The sequence below is a fragment of the Marinobacter sp. MIT932201 genome, assembly GCF_047123295.1.
In the GTDB taxonomy this organism is placed as follows: Bacteria; Pseudomonadota; Gammaproteobacteria; order Pseudomonadales; family Oleiphilaceae; genus Marinobacter; species Marinobacter salsuginis.
This window is the reverse complement of sequence record NZ_CP138917.1, coordinates 1,881,288-1,898,817: the sequence shown is the minus strand read 5'-3', so window position 1 is coordinate 1,898,817 and position 17,530 is coordinate 1,881,288. Positions and strand designations below refer to the sequence as shown.

Annotated in this window: 22 protein-coding genes; 15 read left to right on the top strand and 7 right to left on the bottom strand. The window is 56.6% G+C overall.

The window, feature by feature from the left end:
• The first annotated feature begins 9 nt into the window (after positions 1 to 9).
• From SIC15_RS08555 to chaB, 6 genes are all read left to right on the top strand, one after another.
• Entirely contained in the window at positions 10 to 489 is a 480-nt protein-coding gene (locus SIC15_RS08555) for an acyl-CoA thioesterase (RefSeq protein WP_412537460.1), read from the top strand.
• Positions 490 to 579: 90 nt separating this feature from the next.
• Entirely contained in the window at positions 580 to 1,041 is a 462-nt protein-coding gene (locus SIC15_RS08550; protein ID WP_136632283.1) for a GFA family protein, read from the top strand.
• 29 nt (positions 1,042 to 1,070) lie between these two features.
• On the top strand, positions 1,071 to 1,337 hold the full coding sequence (locus tag SIC15_RS08545) for a DksA/TraR family C4-type zinc finger protein (RefSeq protein ID WP_412537459.1): 267 nt from the start codon (positions 1,071 to 1,073) through the stop codon (positions 1,335 to 1,337).
• 40 nt (positions 1,338 to 1,377) lie between these two features.
• Positions 1,378 to 1,875, top strand: a complete 498-nt coding sequence (locus SIC15_RS08540) for a nucleoside deaminase (RefSeq protein WP_412537458.1) — start codon at positions 1,378 to 1,380, stop codon at positions 1,873 to 1,875.
• A gap of 63 nt (positions 1,876 to 1,938) precedes the next feature.
• A complete protein-coding gene (locus SIC15_RS08535; RefSeq protein WP_412537457.1) occupies positions 1,939 to 2,406 on the top strand; it encodes a methyltransferase family protein in 468 nt (155 codons plus the stop codon).
• 58 nt (positions 2,407 to 2,464) lie between these two features.
• Positions 2,465 to 2,689 carry a putative cation transport regulator ChaB gene (gene chaB, locus SIC15_RS08530; RefSeq protein WP_136632286.1) on the top strand — a complete coding sequence of 75 codons (225 nt, stop codon included), beginning with the start codon at positions 2,465 to 2,467 and terminating at the stop codon, positions 2,687 to 2,689.
• Here chaB and SIC15_RS08525 read toward each other — a convergent pair.
• Positions 2,686 to 3,582 carry a LysR family transcriptional regulator gene (locus SIC15_RS08525; RefSeq protein ID WP_349343319.1) on the bottom strand — a complete coding sequence of 299 codons (897 nt, stop codon included), beginning with the start codon at positions 3,580 to 3,582 and terminating at the stop codon, positions 2,686 to 2,688. The two genes, chaB and SIC15_RS08525, sit on opposite strands and share 4 nt — an antisense overlap.
• An 89-nt stretch (positions 3,583 to 3,671) precedes the next feature.
• Here SIC15_RS08525 and SIC15_RS08520 point away from each other — a divergent pair, with 89 nt between their 5' ends.
• From SIC15_RS08520 to SIC15_RS08485, 8 genes are all read left to right on the top strand, one after another.
• Positions 3,672 to 4,421: an NAD(P)H-dependent oxidoreductase gene (locus SIC15_RS08520; protein WP_412537456.1), complete on the top strand. Its 750-nt coding sequence runs from the start codon at positions 3,672 to 3,674 to the stop codon at positions 4,419 to 4,421.
• Between the two features lie 47 nt (positions 4,422 to 4,468).
• Positions 4,469 to 4,801: a YnfA family protein gene (locus SIC15_RS08515; RefSeq protein WP_412537455.1), complete on the top strand. Its 333-nt coding sequence runs from the start codon at positions 4,469 to 4,471 to the stop codon at positions 4,799 to 4,801.
• A gap of 27 nt (positions 4,802 to 4,828) precedes the next feature.
• A complete protein-coding gene (locus tag SIC15_RS08510; protein WP_069184664.1) occupies positions 4,829 to 5,317 on the top strand; it encodes a GNAT family N-acetyltransferase in 489 nt (162 codons plus the stop codon).
• Between the two features lie 89 nt (positions 5,318 to 5,406).
• Positions 5,407 to 6,405, top strand: coding sequence for a serine hydrolase domain-containing protein (locus SIC15_RS08505; protein WP_069184663.1), 999 nt, complete (start codon positions 5,407 to 5,409; stop codon positions 6,403 to 6,405).
• A 75-nt stretch (positions 6,406 to 6,480) separates the two neighbouring features.
• Complete coding sequence (locus SIC15_RS08500; RefSeq protein ID WP_412537598.1) at positions 6,481 to 6,900, top strand: DUF4399 domain-containing protein; 420 nt, start codon at positions 6,481 to 6,483, stop codon at positions 6,898 to 6,900.
• Positions 6,901 to 7,013: 113 nt separating this feature from the next.
• On the top strand, positions 7,014 to 7,760 hold the full coding sequence (locus SIC15_RS08495; RefSeq protein WP_069184661.1) for an SDR family oxidoreductase: 747 nt from the start codon (positions 7,014 to 7,016) through the stop codon (positions 7,758 to 7,760).
• A gap of 23 nt (positions 7,761 to 7,783) precedes the next feature.
• A complete protein-coding gene (locus SIC15_RS08490; protein ID WP_083231858.1) occupies positions 7,784 to 9,103 on the top strand; it encodes a serine hydrolase domain-containing protein in 1,320 nt (439 codons plus the stop codon).
• A 30-nt stretch (positions 9,104 to 9,133) separates the two neighbouring features.
• On the top strand, positions 9,134 to 9,526 hold the full coding sequence (locus SIC15_RS08485) for a hypothetical protein (protein WP_412537454.1): 393 nt from the start codon (positions 9,134 to 9,136) through the stop codon (positions 9,524 to 9,526).
• A gap of 68 nt (positions 9,527 to 9,594) precedes the next feature.
• Here SIC15_RS08485 and SIC15_RS08480 read toward each other — a convergent pair whose 3' ends face one another.
• The 6 genes from SIC15_RS08480 to SIC15_RS08455 all read right to left on the bottom strand — a co-directional run bounded on the left by SIC15_RS08480 (position 9,595) and on the right by SIC15_RS08455 (position 16,139).
• The gene (locus SIC15_RS08480) at positions 9,595 to 10,317 is read right to left on the bottom strand and encodes an amino acid ABC transporter ATP-binding protein (RefSeq protein WP_069184659.1); all 723 of its coding nucleotides are present in this window, start codon (positions 10,315 to 10,317) and stop codon (positions 9,595 to 9,597) included.
• On the bottom strand, positions 10,314 to 10,967 hold the full coding sequence (locus SIC15_RS08475; protein WP_069184658.1) for an amino acid ABC transporter permease: 654 nt from the start codon (positions 10,965 to 10,967) through the stop codon (positions 10,314 to 10,316). The genes SIC15_RS08480 and SIC15_RS08475 overlap by 4 nt, the downstream gene beginning before the upstream one ends.
• Positions 10,967 to 11,632 (bottom strand): amino acid ABC transporter permease, encoded by a 666-nt coding sequence (locus tag SIC15_RS08470; protein WP_069184657.1) that lies wholly within the window; start codon positions 11,630 to 11,632, stop codon positions 10,967 to 10,969. Before SIC15_RS08470 ends, SIC15_RS08475 begins: the two co-directional genes overlap by 1 nt.
• Positions 11,633 to 11,785: 153 nt before the next feature.
• Positions 11,786 to 12,604 (bottom strand): transporter substrate-binding domain-containing protein, encoded by an 819-nt coding sequence (locus SIC15_RS08465; protein WP_136632295.1) that lies wholly within the window; start codon positions 12,602 to 12,604, stop codon positions 11,786 to 11,788.
• Between the two features lie 309 nt (positions 12,605 to 12,913).
• On the bottom strand, positions 12,914 to 15,454 hold the full coding sequence (locus tag SIC15_RS08460; RefSeq protein WP_412537453.1) for an ABC transporter permease: 2,541 nt from the start codon (positions 15,452 to 15,454) through the stop codon (positions 12,914 to 12,916).
• Positions 15,455 to 15,485: 31 nt separating this feature from the next.
• Complete coding sequence (locus tag SIC15_RS08455) at positions 15,486 to 16,139, bottom strand: ABC transporter ATP-binding protein (protein WP_174805057.1); 654 nt, start codon at positions 16,137 to 16,139, stop codon at positions 15,486 to 15,488.
• 166 nt (positions 16,140 to 16,305) lie between these two features.
• Between SIC15_RS08455 and SIC15_RS08450 the strand changes: the two genes are divergently transcribed.
• Positions 16,306 to 17,502, top strand: coding sequence for a CaiB/BaiF CoA transferase family protein (locus SIC15_RS08450; RefSeq protein WP_412537452.1), 1,197 nt, complete (start codon positions 16,306 to 16,308; stop codon positions 17,500 to 17,502).
• The last annotated feature ends 28 nt before the right edge of the window (positions 17,503 to 17,530 follow it).

Genomic DNA, 17,530 nt, shown 5'->3' with positions numbered 1-17,530 from the left:
AGAAGCGCCATGGAAAACAATTCAACAAGCCTGAGCATGACCGTTCTGATGACGCCGGACAAAGCCAATTTCTCCGGCAATGTTCACGGCGGTACGCTTTTGAAGTACCTGGATGAGGTTGCCTATGCCTGCGCCAGCCGTTATGCGGGGACCTATGTCGTTACTCTCTCCGTCGACCAGGTGATGTTCCTTCAACCCATCCGGATTGGCGAGCTGGTCACCTTTCTGGCCAGCGTGAACTACACCGACCGAACTTCCATGGAGATCGGCATAAAGGTAGTTACCGAGAACATCCGTGACAAATTGGTTCGCCACAGCAACAGCTGCTTCTTTACCATGGTGGCGGTTGATGATAGCGGTAAGGCCGTCCCCGTGCCGCAACTGGTTCCGAGCACCGATGATCAGATAAGGCGATTTGCCAACGGTAAGGAGCGACGGGCCATTCGTGCCGAACTGGAGGAACGCTACAAGGCACTGCATAAAAAATGAGTCCGGTACTCTGAACGTCACGGGATGGTATGGTTCGGGAACGGATCGACGCCAGTTTTAAAGACAAAGGGAGCAACAGGAGCTGACCCTATGCACCAAACCGGAAGCTGCCTCTGCGGCGGCATCAAATACGAAATCCACGGCCCCCTCACGGATGTTCTGAACTGCCACTGCACCATGTGCCGCAAGCTTCATGCGTCAGCATTTCGAACCCGTGCCAAGGTAAATGCAGCAGACTGGCGCACGTTGCAAGGCGAGGAGCTAATCAAGCTTTATGAGTCATCTGCCGGTGAGCACAAGGCCTTTTGTTCGAACTGTGGCTCTAGCCTCTACACAAAATTCGATGCTCATCCCGAAGTGCTTGGGTTCCCTATGGGCACCCTCGATACAGACCCGGGCGTAACGCCAGAGCGACACGTTTACGTGGGAAACAAGGCGCCGTGGTTTGAGATCACAGACGACCTGCCCCAATACACAGAAAATCCCGAGTCGACAACCAATGGGGCATCGGCCACCTTTGAGCACCCGAGCTACAATGCTAACGTTGAGTAGTTTCAGTCAGCCAGACTTCGGAGGGCCCCATGGCAGGCGGATGGTCTCGTGATGGTGCAGTTCAGGAACAGATCGACGCAAGCGTTGAAGATGAAATCCAGCGCGCTCGCAGCCAGTTAGCCGAAGGCGAGAGCGCCGAGGAATGCGACGAATGCGGTGCTCCGATTCCGGAGGCCCGGCGTAAGGCTATTCCCGGCGTCCGATTGTGCATTGATTGCCAGTCGGCCCATGAAAAGGAGCGTCCCCACTCTGGCGGCATCAATCGTAGAGGTAGCAAGGACAGTCAGCTTCGCTAGCCAGGCGGGAGTAATACTCAACAACGAGGAAAGGTCCAACGTGAGCCACCCCCAGTCCGAAGACAGTGACAAAGCCTATCTCCAACAAGCAATTCAGCTGGCCGTGGATTCGGTCGGCGATGGTGGCGCACCCTTTGGCGCTGTTGTGGTTCACAATGGCAGTGTTGTTGCCCGGGCTGGCAACCGGGCAAAGCAGGAGTGCGACCCTACCGCCCACGCCGAGGTTGCGGCCATACGGATGGCCGGAAAGATGCTGGGAAACGCGCATATGCCAGAAGCTACCCTGTACGCGAGCTGCGAACCCTGCCCCATGTGTCTGGCTGCTGCTCACTGGGCCCGTATTCCACGAATTGTGTTTGCCGCCTCCCAGGAAACTGCAAATTGGGCCGGCTTTGCAGACGGCAATATTGCAGAACAGCTCTACGGCCAGATCCATCCCGTGAGGCCCGAGGAATTGGGATTAACCCAGATAGAACTTGCGGATTCAGCGGCACCTTTTCGGGCCTGGCTGGCAAAAAATGATCGATCGTCTGATTGATCACGATTAGCTTGAGCAAATCGCTGCAACCCTCGTGAATCCGAGAACAGAGTCCTTTTTATTGTGAACCTTCAAATGCTGGAAAAACGCATCCCACCCCTTGCTCTGGTGCTGATCATCGGGATGCTCATGTGGGCCATCGCAAACTGGAGCCCGCGCATTGATACCAGCGAAGCGCTTCGCCTGTCCCTCGCGGCCATCCTGCTTGCACTGGGCACTCTTTTTCCTCTGGCAGGGGTAATGTCCTTTCGAAGCGCGCAAACAACCGTGGACCCACGCACCCCGGAGGCAAGCTCCAAGCTGGTCAGCTCAGGCGTATACCGCTTTTCAAGAAATCCCATGTACATCGGCTTCGCGCTGTGGCTCCTCGCCTGGGGCGTATTCCTGGCGTCCGCGTGGGCCTTGGTTGGCGTAATTTTCTTCGTCGTTTATATGAACCGGTTCCAGATTGAACCGGAGGAGCGTGCCCTCCGGGATTTATTCGGCGAAGACTTCAGGGAATATGAACGACGGGTTCGGCGGTGGATTTAGATTCGTTGGAGATATCCTGTAATCGCGCCAAGTAAAAGCCTTTTCGGAGGAAAGCCTCATGCCCTACAACAACAATTCGGAATTGCCAGCCAGCGTTCGCAATAGCCTGCCAGGTCATGCCCAGGAGGTTTACCGCAAAGCGTTCAATTCAGCATGGGAAGAATACCGTGATCCCGAAGACCGCCGTGGCGACGCGAGCCGGGAAGAGACGGCCCATAAGGTTGCCTGGGCGGCGGTAAAACAGGAGTATCACAAGGAAGGTGATAAATGGGTGAAGACTTAAGCCTTGCAATTGGCGAGTGCTTGCCTCAATTCCTCGCCGATAACCCGGGTAAACTCCCGCATTCGTTTCACGCGTTTCAGGTCCGGATGGCTGAGAATCCACAGAGGAATGTCCAGTTCCGAAATGGGATCGGTCAGGCAGCATAACTCAGGATCGGAGCCAGCCAGATAATCTGGAAGCACAGCCACGGCCGAACCGGATCGAGTTGCTGCTTGCATGCCCAGCATTGAGTCGACACGGTAGCTGCAGAATTCATTCAAACCATTTTGCGCCATCCAGGTTTCCAGGGCACGATTGCCCATGTGTTCGTCCGGGCCGATCCACTGGTGGCCCGTCAAGGGATCGAGGGGGCCTCGCCGGTTTTGCCACTGTGACCGCTGACCATAGACGCTCTGCCGGATAACCCCGACCCTGCGCCCAACCAGGGTTTCTGGGGGATTCCCCGTGGGGCGAATGGCAATGTCTGCCTCCCGCTTGCTCAGGCTGTGCAGCTGGTTCGAGATAACGACTTCCAGCTTGATATCGGGATAGTTCCCTCGAAACCTTTCAAACAGTGTTGCCAACAGGCCCGAAAACAGGGTGTCGGTTGTGGTGACCCGGATGGTTCCGGACAGTTTGAGATCCTTTCCTGCGAGCCGACGCTCAACGCCCGTAATATCCTCCTGAACCCGTCTCGCAACCTCGAAAAGATCCTCTCCCGCAGCGCTTGGCGTGTATCCGGAGCGCGAACGCTCGAATAGCGTTACACCCAGCTGATTTTCCAGATTTGTGAGCCGACGGAAGACCGTCGCATGGCTTATGCCCAGCCGCTTTCCCGCCCCGGATAGCGTGCCTGTATCAACAATAGCCGACACGATCTGCAGATCGTCCCAGCGCATTCGCTGTTCATCCATGCAAGGCCAGTTTACGGAGATAGAGAATTTATGTGCACTGAAGAACATCTTAAGGTATCCGCAGATGAATGCAAAAGGAGTGATCAGGTATGAACGTGCTGATTGTTTTCGCACACCCGGAACGCAAATCGTTCAACGGAGGTCTGGCTGATGTGGCCAGAGAATCTTTTCAGGCTAAGGGGTATAAGGTGGAATTCGACGATCTGTATCAGGAAGGGTTCGATCCAGTCGAACGTGCCGAACACTATACCGAGCGGGTGGATAAAGCCTACTTCGCTCCTTTGACCGAACAGCGGGCTCACTATGAGCGAGGTCCACTGGCGCCCGCGATTCAGAGGGAAATCAGCCGCCTGGAGTGGGCAGACCTCGTGATTTTCCAGTTTCCCCTGTGGTGGCATTCGCAACCAGCAATCCTCAAGGGTTGGTTTGATCGGGTCCTCGTATACGGTGGACTCTATTCCGGGAGTCGGCGTTACAATCGGGGGCACTTCCGGGGCAAAAGAGCCATGTTGTCGGTAACCACCGGATCTCCGGAGCAGGCTTTCATGCCCTTCGGACGCGCTGGCAACATGGTTGAATGGCTATGGCCGATACATTCCTCGCTTTATTACGTGGGGTTTGATGTTTTGCCACCCCAGGTGAGCTATGGCATTCAGGGAGGCGGTATTCGTTACGAAGACGAGTCCAGGTTCAGAGCGCAGCTTGAACAGAAGAAAACCCTTTGGGCAAAGCGGCTGCAGGGACTCTTCAATGAGCCTCCTATCCCCTTCACTGGCTGGGAAGACTGGGATGAGAACGGTATGCTTCAACAGACTCACCCTATGCGATGGCGGCTTTAGGACAATGGAACGTGAGTACCCATGCAACTGCCGAAAGGACAACTTCCTTGCCTGAACTGAAAACTGTCGGCCTGTTTCTGGTCACCGCCCTGGCTGAAATCGTTGGCTGCTACCTTCCCTATCTGTGGCTTCGTGAAGGCAAGAGCATCTGGCTACTGGTGCCAGGGGCTCTTAGCCTCGCGGCATTTGCCTGGTTGCTGTCTCTCCATCCAACGGCAGCCGGGCGGGTTTATGCGGCCTACGGCGGCGTATATATTTTCATGGCCATTCTCTGGCTATGGGCTGTTGATGGCATCAGGCCGACCGCCTGGGACCTTGTGGGCTCCGGCGTTGCTTTGCTCGGCATGGCGATCATCATGTTTGCGCCACGAAGCGTATAGCGATTGCGGAGGCGCGTTGACCAAACCATGAATATCAGACCTTTCGCAGACCAGGACCTGGCTGACATCGTCGCTCTGTTCACGGATTCCGTGCATCAAATTGCTTCCCAGAGCTACACGCCGGAGCAACTGGCAACATGGGCACCACGATCGCCAGATCTGGAGCAATGGCGTTCCCGCCTCTCAGGCGTGAAAACACTTGTCGCTGAATCCCGGGGTGTTCTTGCGGGTTTTATCTCATTCACCTCCGCAGGCCATATTGAGTTTCTGTTCACGGCGCCTTCGTTTTCCCGCAGAGGCGTCGCCTCCTTGCTTTACAAGGCAGCATCGCAGCGCCTGGCTGCCAGAGGAGTCACAAAGCTGACAACAGACGCCAGCCTGGAGGCACGTCCGTTTTTTAAGTATCAAGGATTCAAGGTTGTTGGGGAGCAGACCGTTGAGCGTGAAGGCGTGAAGTTCAGGCGATTCTCCATGTCCGGCTCGAGCGGAGCCGAAAACCGCCACAGCTATGACTAGGCTGTGAGCCCCTCGCCACGCGCTGACGTAGATTTAGTCACACGTTGGAAGTTTCTTCCTCAAAACAAAGCGATGGCGACCCGTACACCATGCAACGTTTTTTAAACTGGCTTTTCGCTCTGCTGCTACTGATTCCCCTCTCAAGCTATTCAGAGACGGCGGATTGGCGAACGCAGGTTGCGAGAGAGGCTGCGAAGCTAGAGCGGCTTTACACCTTGATTGTTGTCCATGAGGGTCAGGAAGTCCTGGCATTGGATCTGAAGGGCACCGGCCTGGATACGCCAACCAACATCAAGTCTCTCTCCAAGACCGTGCTCGCTGCAATGGTGGGTATCGGCATCGAAAAGGGCGTGTTCGAGGGGATCGATCAGCCGGTTGTTGAAACACTCGGGGATCGAGTGCCGGCTTCTGCCACCGAGGGTGTGGAACGTATTACCCTGGGACACTTGCTGTCACTGCAGGCCGGTCTTCGGCGCACGTCCGGCCAATACTACGGGCCGTGGGTGAACAGCGAAAACTGGGTTCATCATGTGCTTACCAGGCCCTTCGTGGATGCGCCGGGTGGGCGCATGCTTTACTCCACCGGCAGCAGCCACCTGCTCTCCGCCGCGCTCACGGAAAGCGCCGGTCGTAGCACCCTTGCCCTGGCGCGAGAATGGCTGGGCGAACCGCTGAACATCACCATTCCGGCGTGGGGCCGCGATCCGCAGGGTATCTATTTCGGTGGCAACAATATGCTTCTCTCGCCTCGAGACCTGGTAAAAATAGGCGAGCTTTATCGCAATGAGGGGCGTATTGGCGACCGGCGTCTGTTTCCGGAGGACTGGGTTCGCGAATCGTGGATAGAGCGGGCGAGGTCCGCCTATACTGATGATCCCTATGGCTACGGCTGGTTCCAACAACCTCTCGCAGGCGAAATGGGATATTACGGTCGGGGCTATGGCGGACAGGTGCTTTATGTGATGCCTGCTCGTCAGTTGACCGTGGTGATGACATCAGACCCTACCCCGCCATCGCCGGGCTCGACGTTTTTGCGCCGCCAGTTCCGGTTGATTGAAGACCACATAATTCCCGCTATGGAGAACTAATCCGAGCGCCGAAACTTCATTTCCTCAACTATACTGACCTGTGGCAAACACCAGGGAGGAAATGAGATGAACAGGATCGCAATTACGCTGGTTTCAGCTCTTTTGATCGCGCCTTTATCAGCGCTGGCAGAGAGCATGAAATCTGAAGCCCCGGCCAATGCCGGTGTGTATTTTGTCCAGCCAACCGATGGCGCTACCGTTGACCAAACCTTCAAAGTTGTCTTTGGCCTGCGGAACATGGGGGTGGCACCCGCCGGTGTGGAAAAAGCAGGCACCGGACACCACCACCTGCTGATCGATACCGATATACCGTCGGATTTGAGCCAGCCTCTTCCCGCTACAGATTACGTCAAGCACTTCGGCGGCGGGCAAACCGAAACCGAGATCACGCTATCGCCGGGAAAGCACACGTTACAGCTTCTCGTAGGTGACCACATGCATGTTCCGCACAACCCGGCAGTGGTCTCCGAGAGGATCACGGTCATGGTGGAGTAACGGGCCACACTGAAAGAATTGGTCAGTACAGGTCTGCATTTCAGTCAATCCCCTGAGCGTTCGATCATGGTACTGTGAGCGCAAATAACTCGAACGACTCCAGGGGATAACTGATGCGAAAGAACATTCTGATTACCGGTGCCAGCACTGGTCTTGGGGAAGGTATGGCCCGCGAATGGGCTGCCAAGGGATGCAACCTGGCGCTCTGCGCAAGGCGGGCCGACAAGCTGGAGGCGCTACAACGGGAATTGCAGCAGGCCAACCCCAATATCCGGGTGCTGGTTCGCGGTCTCGATGTCTGCGATTACGATCAGGTATTCGAAGTGTTCCGCGCGTTCCGGGATGAGCTGGGCAGTCTTGATCGGGTAGTCGTGAATGCGGGTATTGGCAGTTCCCAGCCTATCGGCCGTGGACACTTCGCGGCCAATAGACACACCGCCGAGACCAACTTCATCGCGGCCATTGCCCAGAGCGAGGCGGCCATGGAGATCTTCCGCGAGCAGAACAGCGGCCACCTGGTGCTGATGTCCTCAGTGAGCGGGGTGCGTGGTTTCCGCGGGCCCTTGAACGTTTACGCCGCCACCAAGGCTGCGGTGGCGTCCCTGGCAGAAGGTCTGCAACTGGATACCAAGGGCAAGCCAATCAACGTCAGCAACATTATGCCCGGCTACATTCTCACGGATATCAACCGGGATACCAAGAACGCGCCCTTCAGGGTGGACCTGGAAACCGGCGTGAAGGCCCTGGTTAAAGCCATCGAATCAGAAAAGCGCCGCTCCTATGTGCCCTGGTGGCCATGGACGCCGCTGAGTTACGTCTTGAAGGCCCTGCCGTTCTCGGTCTTCTCCAGGGCCATGTAACGAATTTTGCGAGGTAAATGGACATGCCCGGCTTCAATCCTGTTCACGCCCTGATGCTCTTCGCGTTAAGCATTCCAGGCGCATGGGCCACTACCCAGGCTTCAGCTCCGATGAGCGCTGAGGCATCTGACCCGGGAGCATTGCAATGGATGACCGGTTTTCCACCGTCAGACGATAAACTGATCGGGCAACCGCAAAGCAATTACTTCAGCTTTCCGAAACTGCGCTGGACGGTGTGTCACATACGGGAGCTGCTCCCTACCACTCAAGTTAGTCGTGGCATAGGTGCCCCGGATCCTCTGCCCTACGCCCCGGACAATGGCATCAATAGCATTTCATTCACGCCGATTGGTAGCGACACTCCCATGGGCTGGCAGGAGTCTCTGTCTGCCAATTACACCGACGGGCTACTGATCCTGCATCATGACAAGATTGTGTATGAGTATTACAACGGTTGCCTGAACGAAGCCGGCAAACACGCGGCCATGTCGATGACAAAGTCCCTCACCGGCTTGCTGGCAGAAATCCTGGTCGCTGAGGGCAAACTTGATGACCAGTCCAAAGTCGCCACGATTGTACCCGAGTTGCGCGACAGTGCCTTCGGCACTGCGACGGTTCGACAAGTGATGGATATGACCACAGCGCTGGATTACAGCGAAAACTACGCCGATCCCGAGGCAGACATCTGGCAGTACTCTGCCGCCGCCAGCCCCTTGCCAAAGCCTTCCGATTACAGCGGGCCGGAGGGTTATTTCGAGTACCTGCAAACCGTTGAGCAGAACGGCGAACACGGCGATGCGTTCGGCTACCGGACGGTCAATTCCGATGCCCTCGGCTGGATCATCTCCCGGGTAAGCGGTAAGAGCGTGGCGGATCTCCTTTCCGATCGCTTGTGGCAACCCCTGGGCACTGAACAGGACGCCTACATGACGATAGACGCCAAAGGTACGCCGTTCGCGGGCGGCGGCCTGAGCGCAGGGCTCAGGGATCTCGGCAGGATTGGCCTCTTGATGCTGAACAAGGGCCAGTACAAAGACCAGCAACTGTTTCCTGAATCTGTGGTGAATGCAATTGAGGCCGGCGGCGACAAGAAGGCCTTTGCCAAGGCTGGCTACAAAACCCTCCCCGGCGGGAGCTACCGTGGCATGTGGTGGATCTTCCACAATGCCAATGGCGCTTATGCCGCTCGAGGCGTGCACGGGCAAACCATTTACATTGACCCCACCGCCAACATGGTTCTGGTACGCTTCGCATCGTTTCCCAATGCCAGTAACAGCAAGATAGACCCAACCTCGCTGCCAGCCTATCAAGCGGTGGCGGAGTACCTGATGAAAAAGGATTGAGGCACGCTTGCCCCGAACGGAAGACACTCAATGATCAAATCCACTGCCCTGGCCGCCCTGCTTGTTGTATTGGTGGCATTCCTGGGTTTTCAGTATTACATCACGTCAGTACCCGACCTTGCGGAGCCTATTTCAGTTGAGGAAAGCCGGTTCATTGAACGGGACAACTCACTTCTGGTAACACTGCAGGGCCATGAGGGCCGCCATTTCACCCTGGGCCTGCGGGGCGACATTGCGAACGCGCCGGAAGAAACCGCGCTGTTCTTTATCCGCAATCCGGATCTGGTGCCTTATGTTTACTGGCCAGGACTCCGCAGTAACGATGAGAAACGGGTGTTGGAATTACTCGAGGATATGATGGAAAAGGAGCGGCAGGACGACGCGATATCGCAAATTTATGAGGTTCTGAAAAACCGGAACTGACACGTAAAAATGGCTGGGGAAGCGGGTCCAAAAACTCCCCCAACCAGCACCACCTCTGTGGCGACTTTTTAGCGCACCTTCGAGAGGAACTTCTGGGTGAGCGGGTTTTGCGGATCGGTAATCACCTGCCTGGCTTCACCAATCTCCGCAATCACGCCCTGATGGAAGTAGGCCACCCGGTCGGACACATCCCGCGCAAAGCCCATTTCATGGGTTACGCAGATCATGGTCATGCCCTCTTCCGCCAACAGGCGAAGGGTATCGAGAACCTCGCCCACCAGCTCCGGATCGAGCGCAGAGGTTACCTCGTCCAGCAGCATGTAGTCGGGCTTCATGGCCAGGGCACGGGCAATGGCCAGACGCTGCTGCTGACCACCGGACATCTTGGTCGGGTACACATCCAGCTTGTCACCCAGGCCAACGTGCTCCAGTTCCTTTTTGGCAATCTCGATCGCTTCTTCCTTGCTCATTTTTTTGACGATTCTGGGGGCCAGCGCCGCATTCTCCAGTACCGTCATGTGGGGAAAGGAATTCCACTGCTGAAACACCATGCCCAGTTTCTGGCGCAGCTTGTCCTTGTTGGTGGACTTGGCATGCACATCCACATCATCAACCAGAATCTTGCCGCTGTTGATGGTCTCGATGGCGTTGATGCAGTACAGCAGAGTCGACTTGCCGCTACCGGAGCCCCCGATAACACTCACCACTTCGCCTTTCTGCACGTCCAGGCTCACGCCTTTGAGCACTTCAAGATCACCGAAGGATTTATGGACATTCTGTACACTGATCATATTGCCATTTTCCTCTCAACGTACCGGCCGTAGTGGGAAAGCGGGTACGAAATAATGAAGTAGAAGATACCAACACCTATGAGAATCTCGAGCGGTTGCTGGGTTCTTGAAATAAGTTGTTCCGACGTGCGCAGCAATTCCATGTAACCGATCACCGACACCAGCGCCGAGTCCTTGATAACGCTGAGCGAAACACCCAGCCAGGACGGGAACACCGCGCGCAGGCCGATGGGCAACCGGATGTGGTAGATGGTTTGCCACTTGGTCATGCCCAGTGAGCGCGCCGCTGTCTGCATTGAGGGGCTGACACTCTCGAAGCCACCGCGGAACACTTCGGCCATAAACGCCATGGTATAAAGCGACAGCACAATGGAGCCCGCAACAAACGGCGCCAGGGGGTTGCCCATTGCGCCAACGAAGGTTGAGAACAGAATCAGCTGGATGATCAGCGGCACACTCCGGAGCACGTCCAGAACGCCCCCGAACACCACATTGACCACCTTGTTGCTCTCGGAGCGGATGAAGCCGACCACCAGACCCAAAAGGGTACCCACGACGATGGCCACAACAGAGATGATGACGGTATTCCAGACACCGGTCAGGATCAGCCCGCTATCGCTCCAGGAAAGGGGTGTGAATAAGGAATTCATCAGATTTCCCCCTTGAACAGTCGACGGGCAAGCAGCGATGACCCGAACAACACCAGCTTGGTGATGATGAAGTACATAACCGCCGCCACGATGAAGAACTCCAGCGTTCTGAACGACAGTGACTGCAGTCTCTGAGTTGTGCCGGAGAGTTCACTCATACCCACCAGAATCCCCAGAGAGCTCATCAGAATCGACCAGACAAACTGGTTGGTCATCGGGTGATAGATGCGCCTCAGCATCTGCGGAAGGATGATATAGCGATACGACTGGATGCTGGTCATACCCAGGGACTTGGAGGCACTGTATTGGGTGCTGGGAATCGACTGGAAGCCACCCCGGAAAGTTTCCGTGAGGTAGCCTGCGTTGATGAAGACCAGGGCACTCAACACGGCCACATAAGGGCTCAGGTGAATCCCGAACGCACCAAGGCCGAAATAGGCCATGTAGATCTGAAACAGGGCCGGCGTATTCCGGGCAATCTCGACCCACACCGTGGCAACCTGGCTGAAGAACTTTGTGTTGTTCATTTTGGCGATCGCCAACAGTATTGCGATCACGATGCCCAGAAGCATGGCTAGAACGGATACGTGCAAAGTAACGAAGGCACCGTTCAGCAGCTGGGGCATGTTCTGGAACACAACGTTCCAGTGAAATTCGTAGTCCATACCTTGGCCATTTAATGAATGGTAGGAAACTCGACCACTGCCCTTGAAACAGAGCTGCGATCAGAATTTTAGGTCAGCGCGCCGCTGAACGAGCGCCCGACCCGGGAACCAATGCAATGACGGCCGCCTGTCTGGCGGCCGTCGCTTCGGCGCTTACTTGTTGTCTCGGAGGGACTGGATCAGATCGGCAGGTGCATCGGTGCCGAAGTGCTTGTTGTAAGCTTCATTCATGTTGCCATCGCGAATCTGGCGAACCAGGAACAGGTTCAGGTAGTTGATCCAGGCCACCTCGTCACGCTTGGCGATAATGCCAACCACGTCGTCGTAGTTGGGAACATAGGGACCGGCTTCAAAGTCCGCAAACTCTTCGCTACGCAGCTTGGTTGCGATGTTCGTGTTGGTTGAAATGATCGCGTCCACCTTGCCCTGGTACAGACCCAGGTAGGCGTCGTTTTCAGACTTGAACGAGGTGTAGTTGTCCTTGCCCCAGCCCTGCTGCTCAGCGTAGGCGAGGTACTCGGTTTCGTAGGTAGTACCGAGTGCTGCACCAACCTTCAGGTTCTTAAGGTCATCGAAGGATTCAATGTTCTTGTCCTCGTTCGCAATAACCTGGAATTTGAAAACGAAGTACGGGTAGGTGAAGCCGACGGTTTTGGCACGTTCCAGCGTATCGGAAGTGGAACCGATAACAACGTCGGTTTTACCGGAGACCAGAGATGGGATCCGCTCGCCCCAGGTGAGGTTGAGAACGTTAACGTCGACGCCGAGCGCTTCGCCCAGGTCGTTACAGTAATCCACGTCGAAGCCGGCCGGCTCGTTGTTCTCGTCAAAGTACCCCATGGGTGGGAAGTCCAGAACCACGCCACAGTTCAGAGTGCCACGTTGAATCACGGTGTCCAGCTGGTCTGCTGTGGCGTTCACGGAGGTGACTGCAGCACAAGCGAATACCAGCGGTGCAAGTTTGCGAATCATAGTTTTTCTCTCTTTTTCTTTTGTGGACGATAAGTGTGTGTCTGTTATGCCTACACAACACGAGTTATGTGCAAAAAGCATACGTAAAAATACTACCGTAGATGTTTTAGTGAAAATTTTTGAAATTTGCCATTTGGTAGGCAATTTTCCTTAATTTTCTCAATATAACCGGATTTTTTGAGCCTGCAACTCGTGATGCCGGCCAAAAAACGAACAAACGGCATTTTTTGTCGATCTTAAGTATATAATTTAAATAACTTTTCCTCCTCATTTACCTGAAAGACGAATTTATTGCGTCAGCAAGACGTTTTAACTGTCTCTGAGCAAAACAGCAGGATTCAGCCGCATTGCCTTGAGCGTGGGCAGGAGTCCACCCAACAGCGCCAGAGAGCTGACAACACCCGCAACCAGCGCCCCAACCCACCACAGATCACCTGCAGGCAGCTTCAGGGCGAGGTCAGCTACGGGTAAGGCAATTAACGCACCAAGCCCTGTGGCGAAGACCGTTGCCAGAACAGTCAGCAAGCCGGTTTCAAGCAACATGGATTGCCTGATGGCCCCATGTCGGGCGCCAAGACAGTGCAACAGGTTCGCCTCGTAGAGCTGCCGCCTGCGACTCACACTGACCACGCTGGAAAGCACCAGCAAACTGGCAAGAAGGCTTACGGAGGCGACCGCCGCAAGCCCCGCGGCAGCCTTGTTCAGCAGGTCCCCGGCCGTTTCGAGCCAGTCTGCCGTCCGCAGCGTGATCACGTTGGGGATGTTCTGTGCCAACCATTGCTGGGATTCCTTGGCCGCCTCGTCACTCTGATAAACCGCGCCTACATACAGACTGATCAGGTCGTCCAGCGCCCCTTCCTGCAATATCCCCTCAAACCAGAATCGTGTCTGGAGTCCTTTTTGCCGGTAGATTGCACGGATTTCGACATTGATGCTCTTATCCTGTGCAGTAAAGGTGAGCTGATCGCCTACCCCCAGGCCAAGCTGATACGCCTCCCGATCCTCCATGGCCATGTAGGCAGGCTCGCCTTCAGGGGCCGGCGACGTCCACCAGTTTCCTTCCACCAATTCGAGAGCTTCTGGGTTGCCGGAGAGATAGCTCAGTTTGTATTCATCCCCCATGGCTTCCCGCCTGGCTTCGGCGTTGTCGGCAAGCACCTCGGCAATCGGCCGCTGGTTGATGGTGGCAAGCCGGGAACGGACCATCGGGAGCAGCTCCACGCGGCTGGAGCTGTCCAGGGCTTCCAGCCCTGTTCGCAGCGGTTCCATCTGGTCCGGGAACACCTCGTACAGAATCAGCGCCGGTGACTCTTCCGGTATCGTTGTTTCCAGGGCCCGCATGAGCGTGGTGACCATCAGCGTGCAAGCCACCACCAACGTGAGAGCGGTACCCAGAGAAAGCAGCGTGGCCCGCAGGGGAGAATCCGGCCTGTGAAGGTTGGCCAGGGCCAGACGCCGGGCAAACCTGCGATCAGCGAAGCCGCCGTTTTCCAGGGCCTTTGCACCGCGGCGCAATCCCTTGATCAAACCCTCCAGGAGCCCCCAGAGCCCGATTACCGCCAGCAGGAACAGGAATCCCAGATGGGGCGACGGAAGCAAGAGGAGCGTCGCGCCTATGTAGACTGCCAGCAAAAGGTAACTGGCAATCCGCCAACTGCGGGGTTCATTCGGGGCGGCCTGAACCTGCCCTCGAAAAAGCCCCGCTGGTGCAGCAGCCAGAGCACGCGCCAGAGCCGGCAGAGCGAACACATAGGCGGTCAGCACGGCAAACAACCAGCTCAGTAGTAAGGGGATGATCCACAAGGACAACCAGCCTCCCGCCCCGTCTGGCCCCGTCAGCGCGAAGGCATCCCCCGCCACGCCAACTGCCAGGGCGGACAGCCCCAGTCCGATGCCGCCCCCAACAAGTCCGGCCAGGCTACCCAGAATGCCAATCTGCAGCAGGTATATGCCCACTAGCGGTTTTCGGCGAAGGCCCAGTGTTTGCAGCGTGGCGATGGTGCCCAACTTTTCATCAAGGTAGGCGTGAATACTGTTGGCAACGCCGAGGCCGCCAATGAACAAGGTGGTGAAAGCAATAAGGATGAGCGCTGTAGCAATCTGGTCCAGCCGCTCGGCGATTCGCTCGCTGCGCTCGGCGAAGGTTGTGATTTCCCATCGGGCGTCCGGGAATGCCTGCTCGAATTGCTCAAGCCAGGTGTCGAGATTCTGCTCGGTCTGCACCCGGTATTCGTAATCCACACGGCTACCCGGTCGGATTAATCCGGTTGCCTCAACCGCCGGCTCAGAAATCATGATCGGCAGGCCACGCCAGTTGGCGTTCAGGCTCCGATCAGGTTGCTTCTTGATAAGACCGCTGATCCGAAAGGTGGCTGCGCCAATCTCGATCTGGTCGCCAACAGACTGGCCGAGGCGTTCTGCCAGCAGTGGATCGATAATGGCGCCCCACTGCCCTTGCTTCTGGGCCGTCAGAGCCTGCAGGGATTCATCAGGAACCAGTTCCAGTTCGCCGTAGAGGGGATACAGAGCATCCGGGACCAGTATCTCGGCCCGAAAAAATCCGTCACCGCCGCTGCCACTCACGATGGTGTCGAATTCCCGGACCAGCGAAATGTTGCCGGTGGCCCGAATCCACTCGAGCACTTCATCCGGCAGGGGCTCGCTGGTATCCAGCTCTACATCACCGCCCAACAACGCCCGGGTATCCGCCAGCAGGCTCTGTTCGATCACCCGGTAAAGGCTGGCTGTCGCAGCTACCAGGGTGACGCCCAGAATAAGACAGGCCAGAAAGACCTTCAGCGCAGAGATCCGTGATCGCAGATCTGTTATCGCGAACCTGATCATCCACATAGGGCTCGTGGAACGAACTTGGCGAGGGCTTTCACGATTCATAAAGACGACCACCATCCATTCGAACCCGATGCTGGCATCGCTCGGCAACGCGTTCGTCGTGGGTTACCAGCACCAGCGTGGATTTGCTCTCCTTGTGAAGGTCGAATAACAGGGAAAGGACTTTCTCGCCGGTTTCATGGTCCAGGTTACCCGTTGGCTCATCCCCCAGCAGCAGGCTCGGCTGGTGCACCAGCGCCCTGGCAATCGCGACACGTTGCTGCTCTCCCCCAGACAGCTGCCCCGGGTAATGCTGCAGACGATGGCTGAGGCCAACCGCCTCCAGCATGGCAAGCGCCCGTTCCCGGGGTCGTTCCTCGCCGGCAATTTCAAGCGGCAGACTGACATTCCCGAGGGCCGTCAGGCCCGGCAACAGGTGAAAGGACTGGAAAATGATGCCAAGGTGCTCACTTCGCCAGTCCGCCAGGGTGTTGGCATCCATCTCGCCGAGGCGCTGATCGCCCACAAAGATCTCGCCACTGGTCGGGCGCTGCAAGCCAGAAAGCAGAAGAAGCAGCGAGGTTTTCCCGCTGCCAGAGGGTCCGGTGATTGCCAGTGTTTCTCCGGGGGGCACCATGAGAGAGGCATTTTTGAGTACAGCGACCTTGCCGGATTCGGTGGGGTACTCGAGAAAAATTTCACTCATTTCGACGCTGGTGGACACTGGCGCTCCTCTGGTTTGATGAATTTTCTTCTCTGTTGCGTATCAACAACTATTCAGATGCAGCATAAAGTCTAGAGTACGAACCCTTTTTCCGAGTGGTGCACTCTCGTCTGGGAGCGCCCTCAGAACAAAACAGGAGCTCTTTTCCATGACCGGACCGCTCGACGGAATCCGCATTATCGATCTGACCGCCATGATCTCCGGACCGCTGGCTACCATGATGTTGGCGGATCAGGGAGCCGAGGTCATCAAGGTTGAAAACCCGGCCGGCGGCGACTTCACTCGCTCCGCCGCCAACCGGCAGGGGGACGTGTCGGCGCTGTATCTGAACAACAACCGTAACAAGAAGTCGTTGGCATTAAATCTGAAAGAGCAGCAAGGCCGAGATGCACTGCTTCGCCTGGTGGCAACGGCCGATGTCTTTGTGCAGAACTTCCGACCGGGAGTCATAGAGAGGATGGGGCTTGGTGAGGAGCAACTGCGCAAGGTGGCTCCGAACCTCATCGTGGTATCGATCAGTGGGTTTGGTGATACCGGCCCGTATTCCCAGCGACCGGTATACGACCCGCTGATTCAGGGCCTCTCGGGAATGGCCACCGTGCAGGCAGGCGCGGATGAGCTGCGCCCGCAACTGGTGAGAACGATTCTTCCCGACAAACTCACTGGTGTGACCGCCGCCCAGGCCATCACCGCGGCACTGTTCGCCCGGGAACGCACGGGCGAGGCTCAGCATGTGCGGTTATCCATGCTGGACGCAATCATCGCGTTTTTGTGGAGCTCCGATATGGGCAGCCAGACCTTCGTTCACAGCGAAGTGCCACAACAGGAAGCAGCAAGTCTTCAGGACCTGATTTACGAGACCACGACGGGCTACATCACCATTGCGGTTCAGAGCGACCGGGAGTGGCAAGCCCTCATTCGTGCTCTGAACCGCCCGGAGTGGGCGGAGGATCCTCGCTTCATGACAGCCAAGCTGCGCCAGGAGAATATTGATGCGAGGCTGGAGCTGATCCAGTCGGTTATAAAAACCGATACGGCCGAACACTGGTTGGCGAAACTGGAAGCCGAACAAGTGCCCTGCGCCCCGGTGTTAACACGAACTCAAGTGCTGGACCATCCTCAGGTCGAGGCGAACGGCCTGCTCTCAAACTATGATCACCCACAGGCTGGGCGGCTCCGTCAGGCCCGGGCACCTTCACGCTTCTCGGCGACACCAGAGCAACAGTGGCAAGGGGCACCACGGCTGGGCGAGCAAACCACCGAACTGTTGGCAGAATGCGGGTATTCCAGCAAGGAGATCCAAGCACTGTGCGATTCAGGTATCGCAGCGGTACCCGCCGAATAACGTTCTGACGCAGTAAATACACCGCTCC

Bases quoted from the DNA above. Each gene is read 5' to 3' on its own strand.
- SIC15_RS08550 (WP_136632283.1), top strand. From the start codon at position 580: ATGCACCAAACCGGAAGCTGCCTCTGCGGCGGCATCAAATACGAAATC.
- SIC15_RS08460 (WP_412537453.1), bottom strand. From the start codon at position 15,454: ATGTGGATGATCAGGTTCGCGATAACAGATCTGCGATCACGGATCTCT.
- SIC15_RS08455 (WP_174805057.1), bottom strand. From the start codon at position 16,139: ATGAGTGAAATTTTTCTCGAGTACCCCACCGAATCCGGCAAGGTCGCT.
- SIC15_RS08505 (WP_069184663.1), top strand. From the start codon at position 5,407: ATGCAACGTTTTTTAAACTGGCTTTTCGCTCTGCTGCTACTGATTCCC.
- SIC15_RS08525 (WP_349343319.1), bottom strand. From the start codon at position 3,582: ATGGATGAACAGCGAATGCGCTGGGACGATCTGCAGATCGTGTCGGCT.
- SIC15_RS08485 (WP_412537454.1), top strand. From the start codon at position 9,134: ATGATCAAATCCACTGCCCTGGCCGCCCTGCTTGTTGTATTGGTGGCA.
- SIC15_RS08520 (WP_412537456.1), top strand. From the start codon at position 3,672: ATGAACGTGCTGATTGTTTTCGCACACCCGGAACGCAAATCGTTCAAC.
- SIC15_RS08510 (WP_069184664.1), top strand. From the start codon at position 4,829: ATGAATATCAGACCTTTCGCAGACCAGGACCTGGCTGACATCGTCGCT.
- SIC15_RS08545 (WP_412537459.1), top strand. From the start codon at position 1,071: ATGGCAGGCGGATGGTCTCGTGATGGTGCAGTTCAGGAACAGATCGAC.
- SIC15_RS08450 (WP_412537452.1), top strand. From the start codon at position 16,306: ATGACCGGACCGCTCGACGGAATCCGCATTATCGATCTGACCGCCATG.
- SIC15_RS08480 (WP_069184659.1), bottom strand. From the start codon at position 10,317: ATGATCAGTGTACAGAATGTCCATAAATCCTTCGGTGATCTTGAAGTG.
- SIC15_RS08490 (WP_083231858.1), top strand. From the start codon at position 7,784: ATGCCCGGCTTCAATCCTGTTCACGCCCTGATGCTCTTCGCGTTAAGC.
- SIC15_RS08475 (WP_069184658.1), bottom strand. From the start codon at position 10,967: ATGAATTCCTTATTCACACCCCTTTCCTGGAGCGATAGCGGGCTGATC.
- SIC15_RS08555 (WP_412537460.1), top strand. From the start codon at position 10: ATGGAAAACAATTCAACAAGCCTGAGCATGACCGTTCTGATGACGCCG.
- SIC15_RS08470 (WP_069184657.1), bottom strand. From the start codon at position 11,632: ATGGACTACGAATTTCACTGGAACGTTGTGTTCCAGAACATGCCCCAG.
- SIC15_RS08465 (WP_136632295.1), bottom strand. From the start codon at position 12,604: ATGATTCGCAAACTTGCACCGCTGGTATTCGCTTGTGCTGCAGTCACC.
- SIC15_RS08495 (WP_069184661.1), top strand. From the start codon at position 7,014: ATGCGAAAGAACATTCTGATTACCGGTGCCAGCACTGGTCTTGGGGAA.
- chaB (WP_136632286.1), top strand. From the start codon at position 2,465: ATGCCCTACAACAACAATTCGGAATTGCCAGCCAGCGTTCGCAATAGC.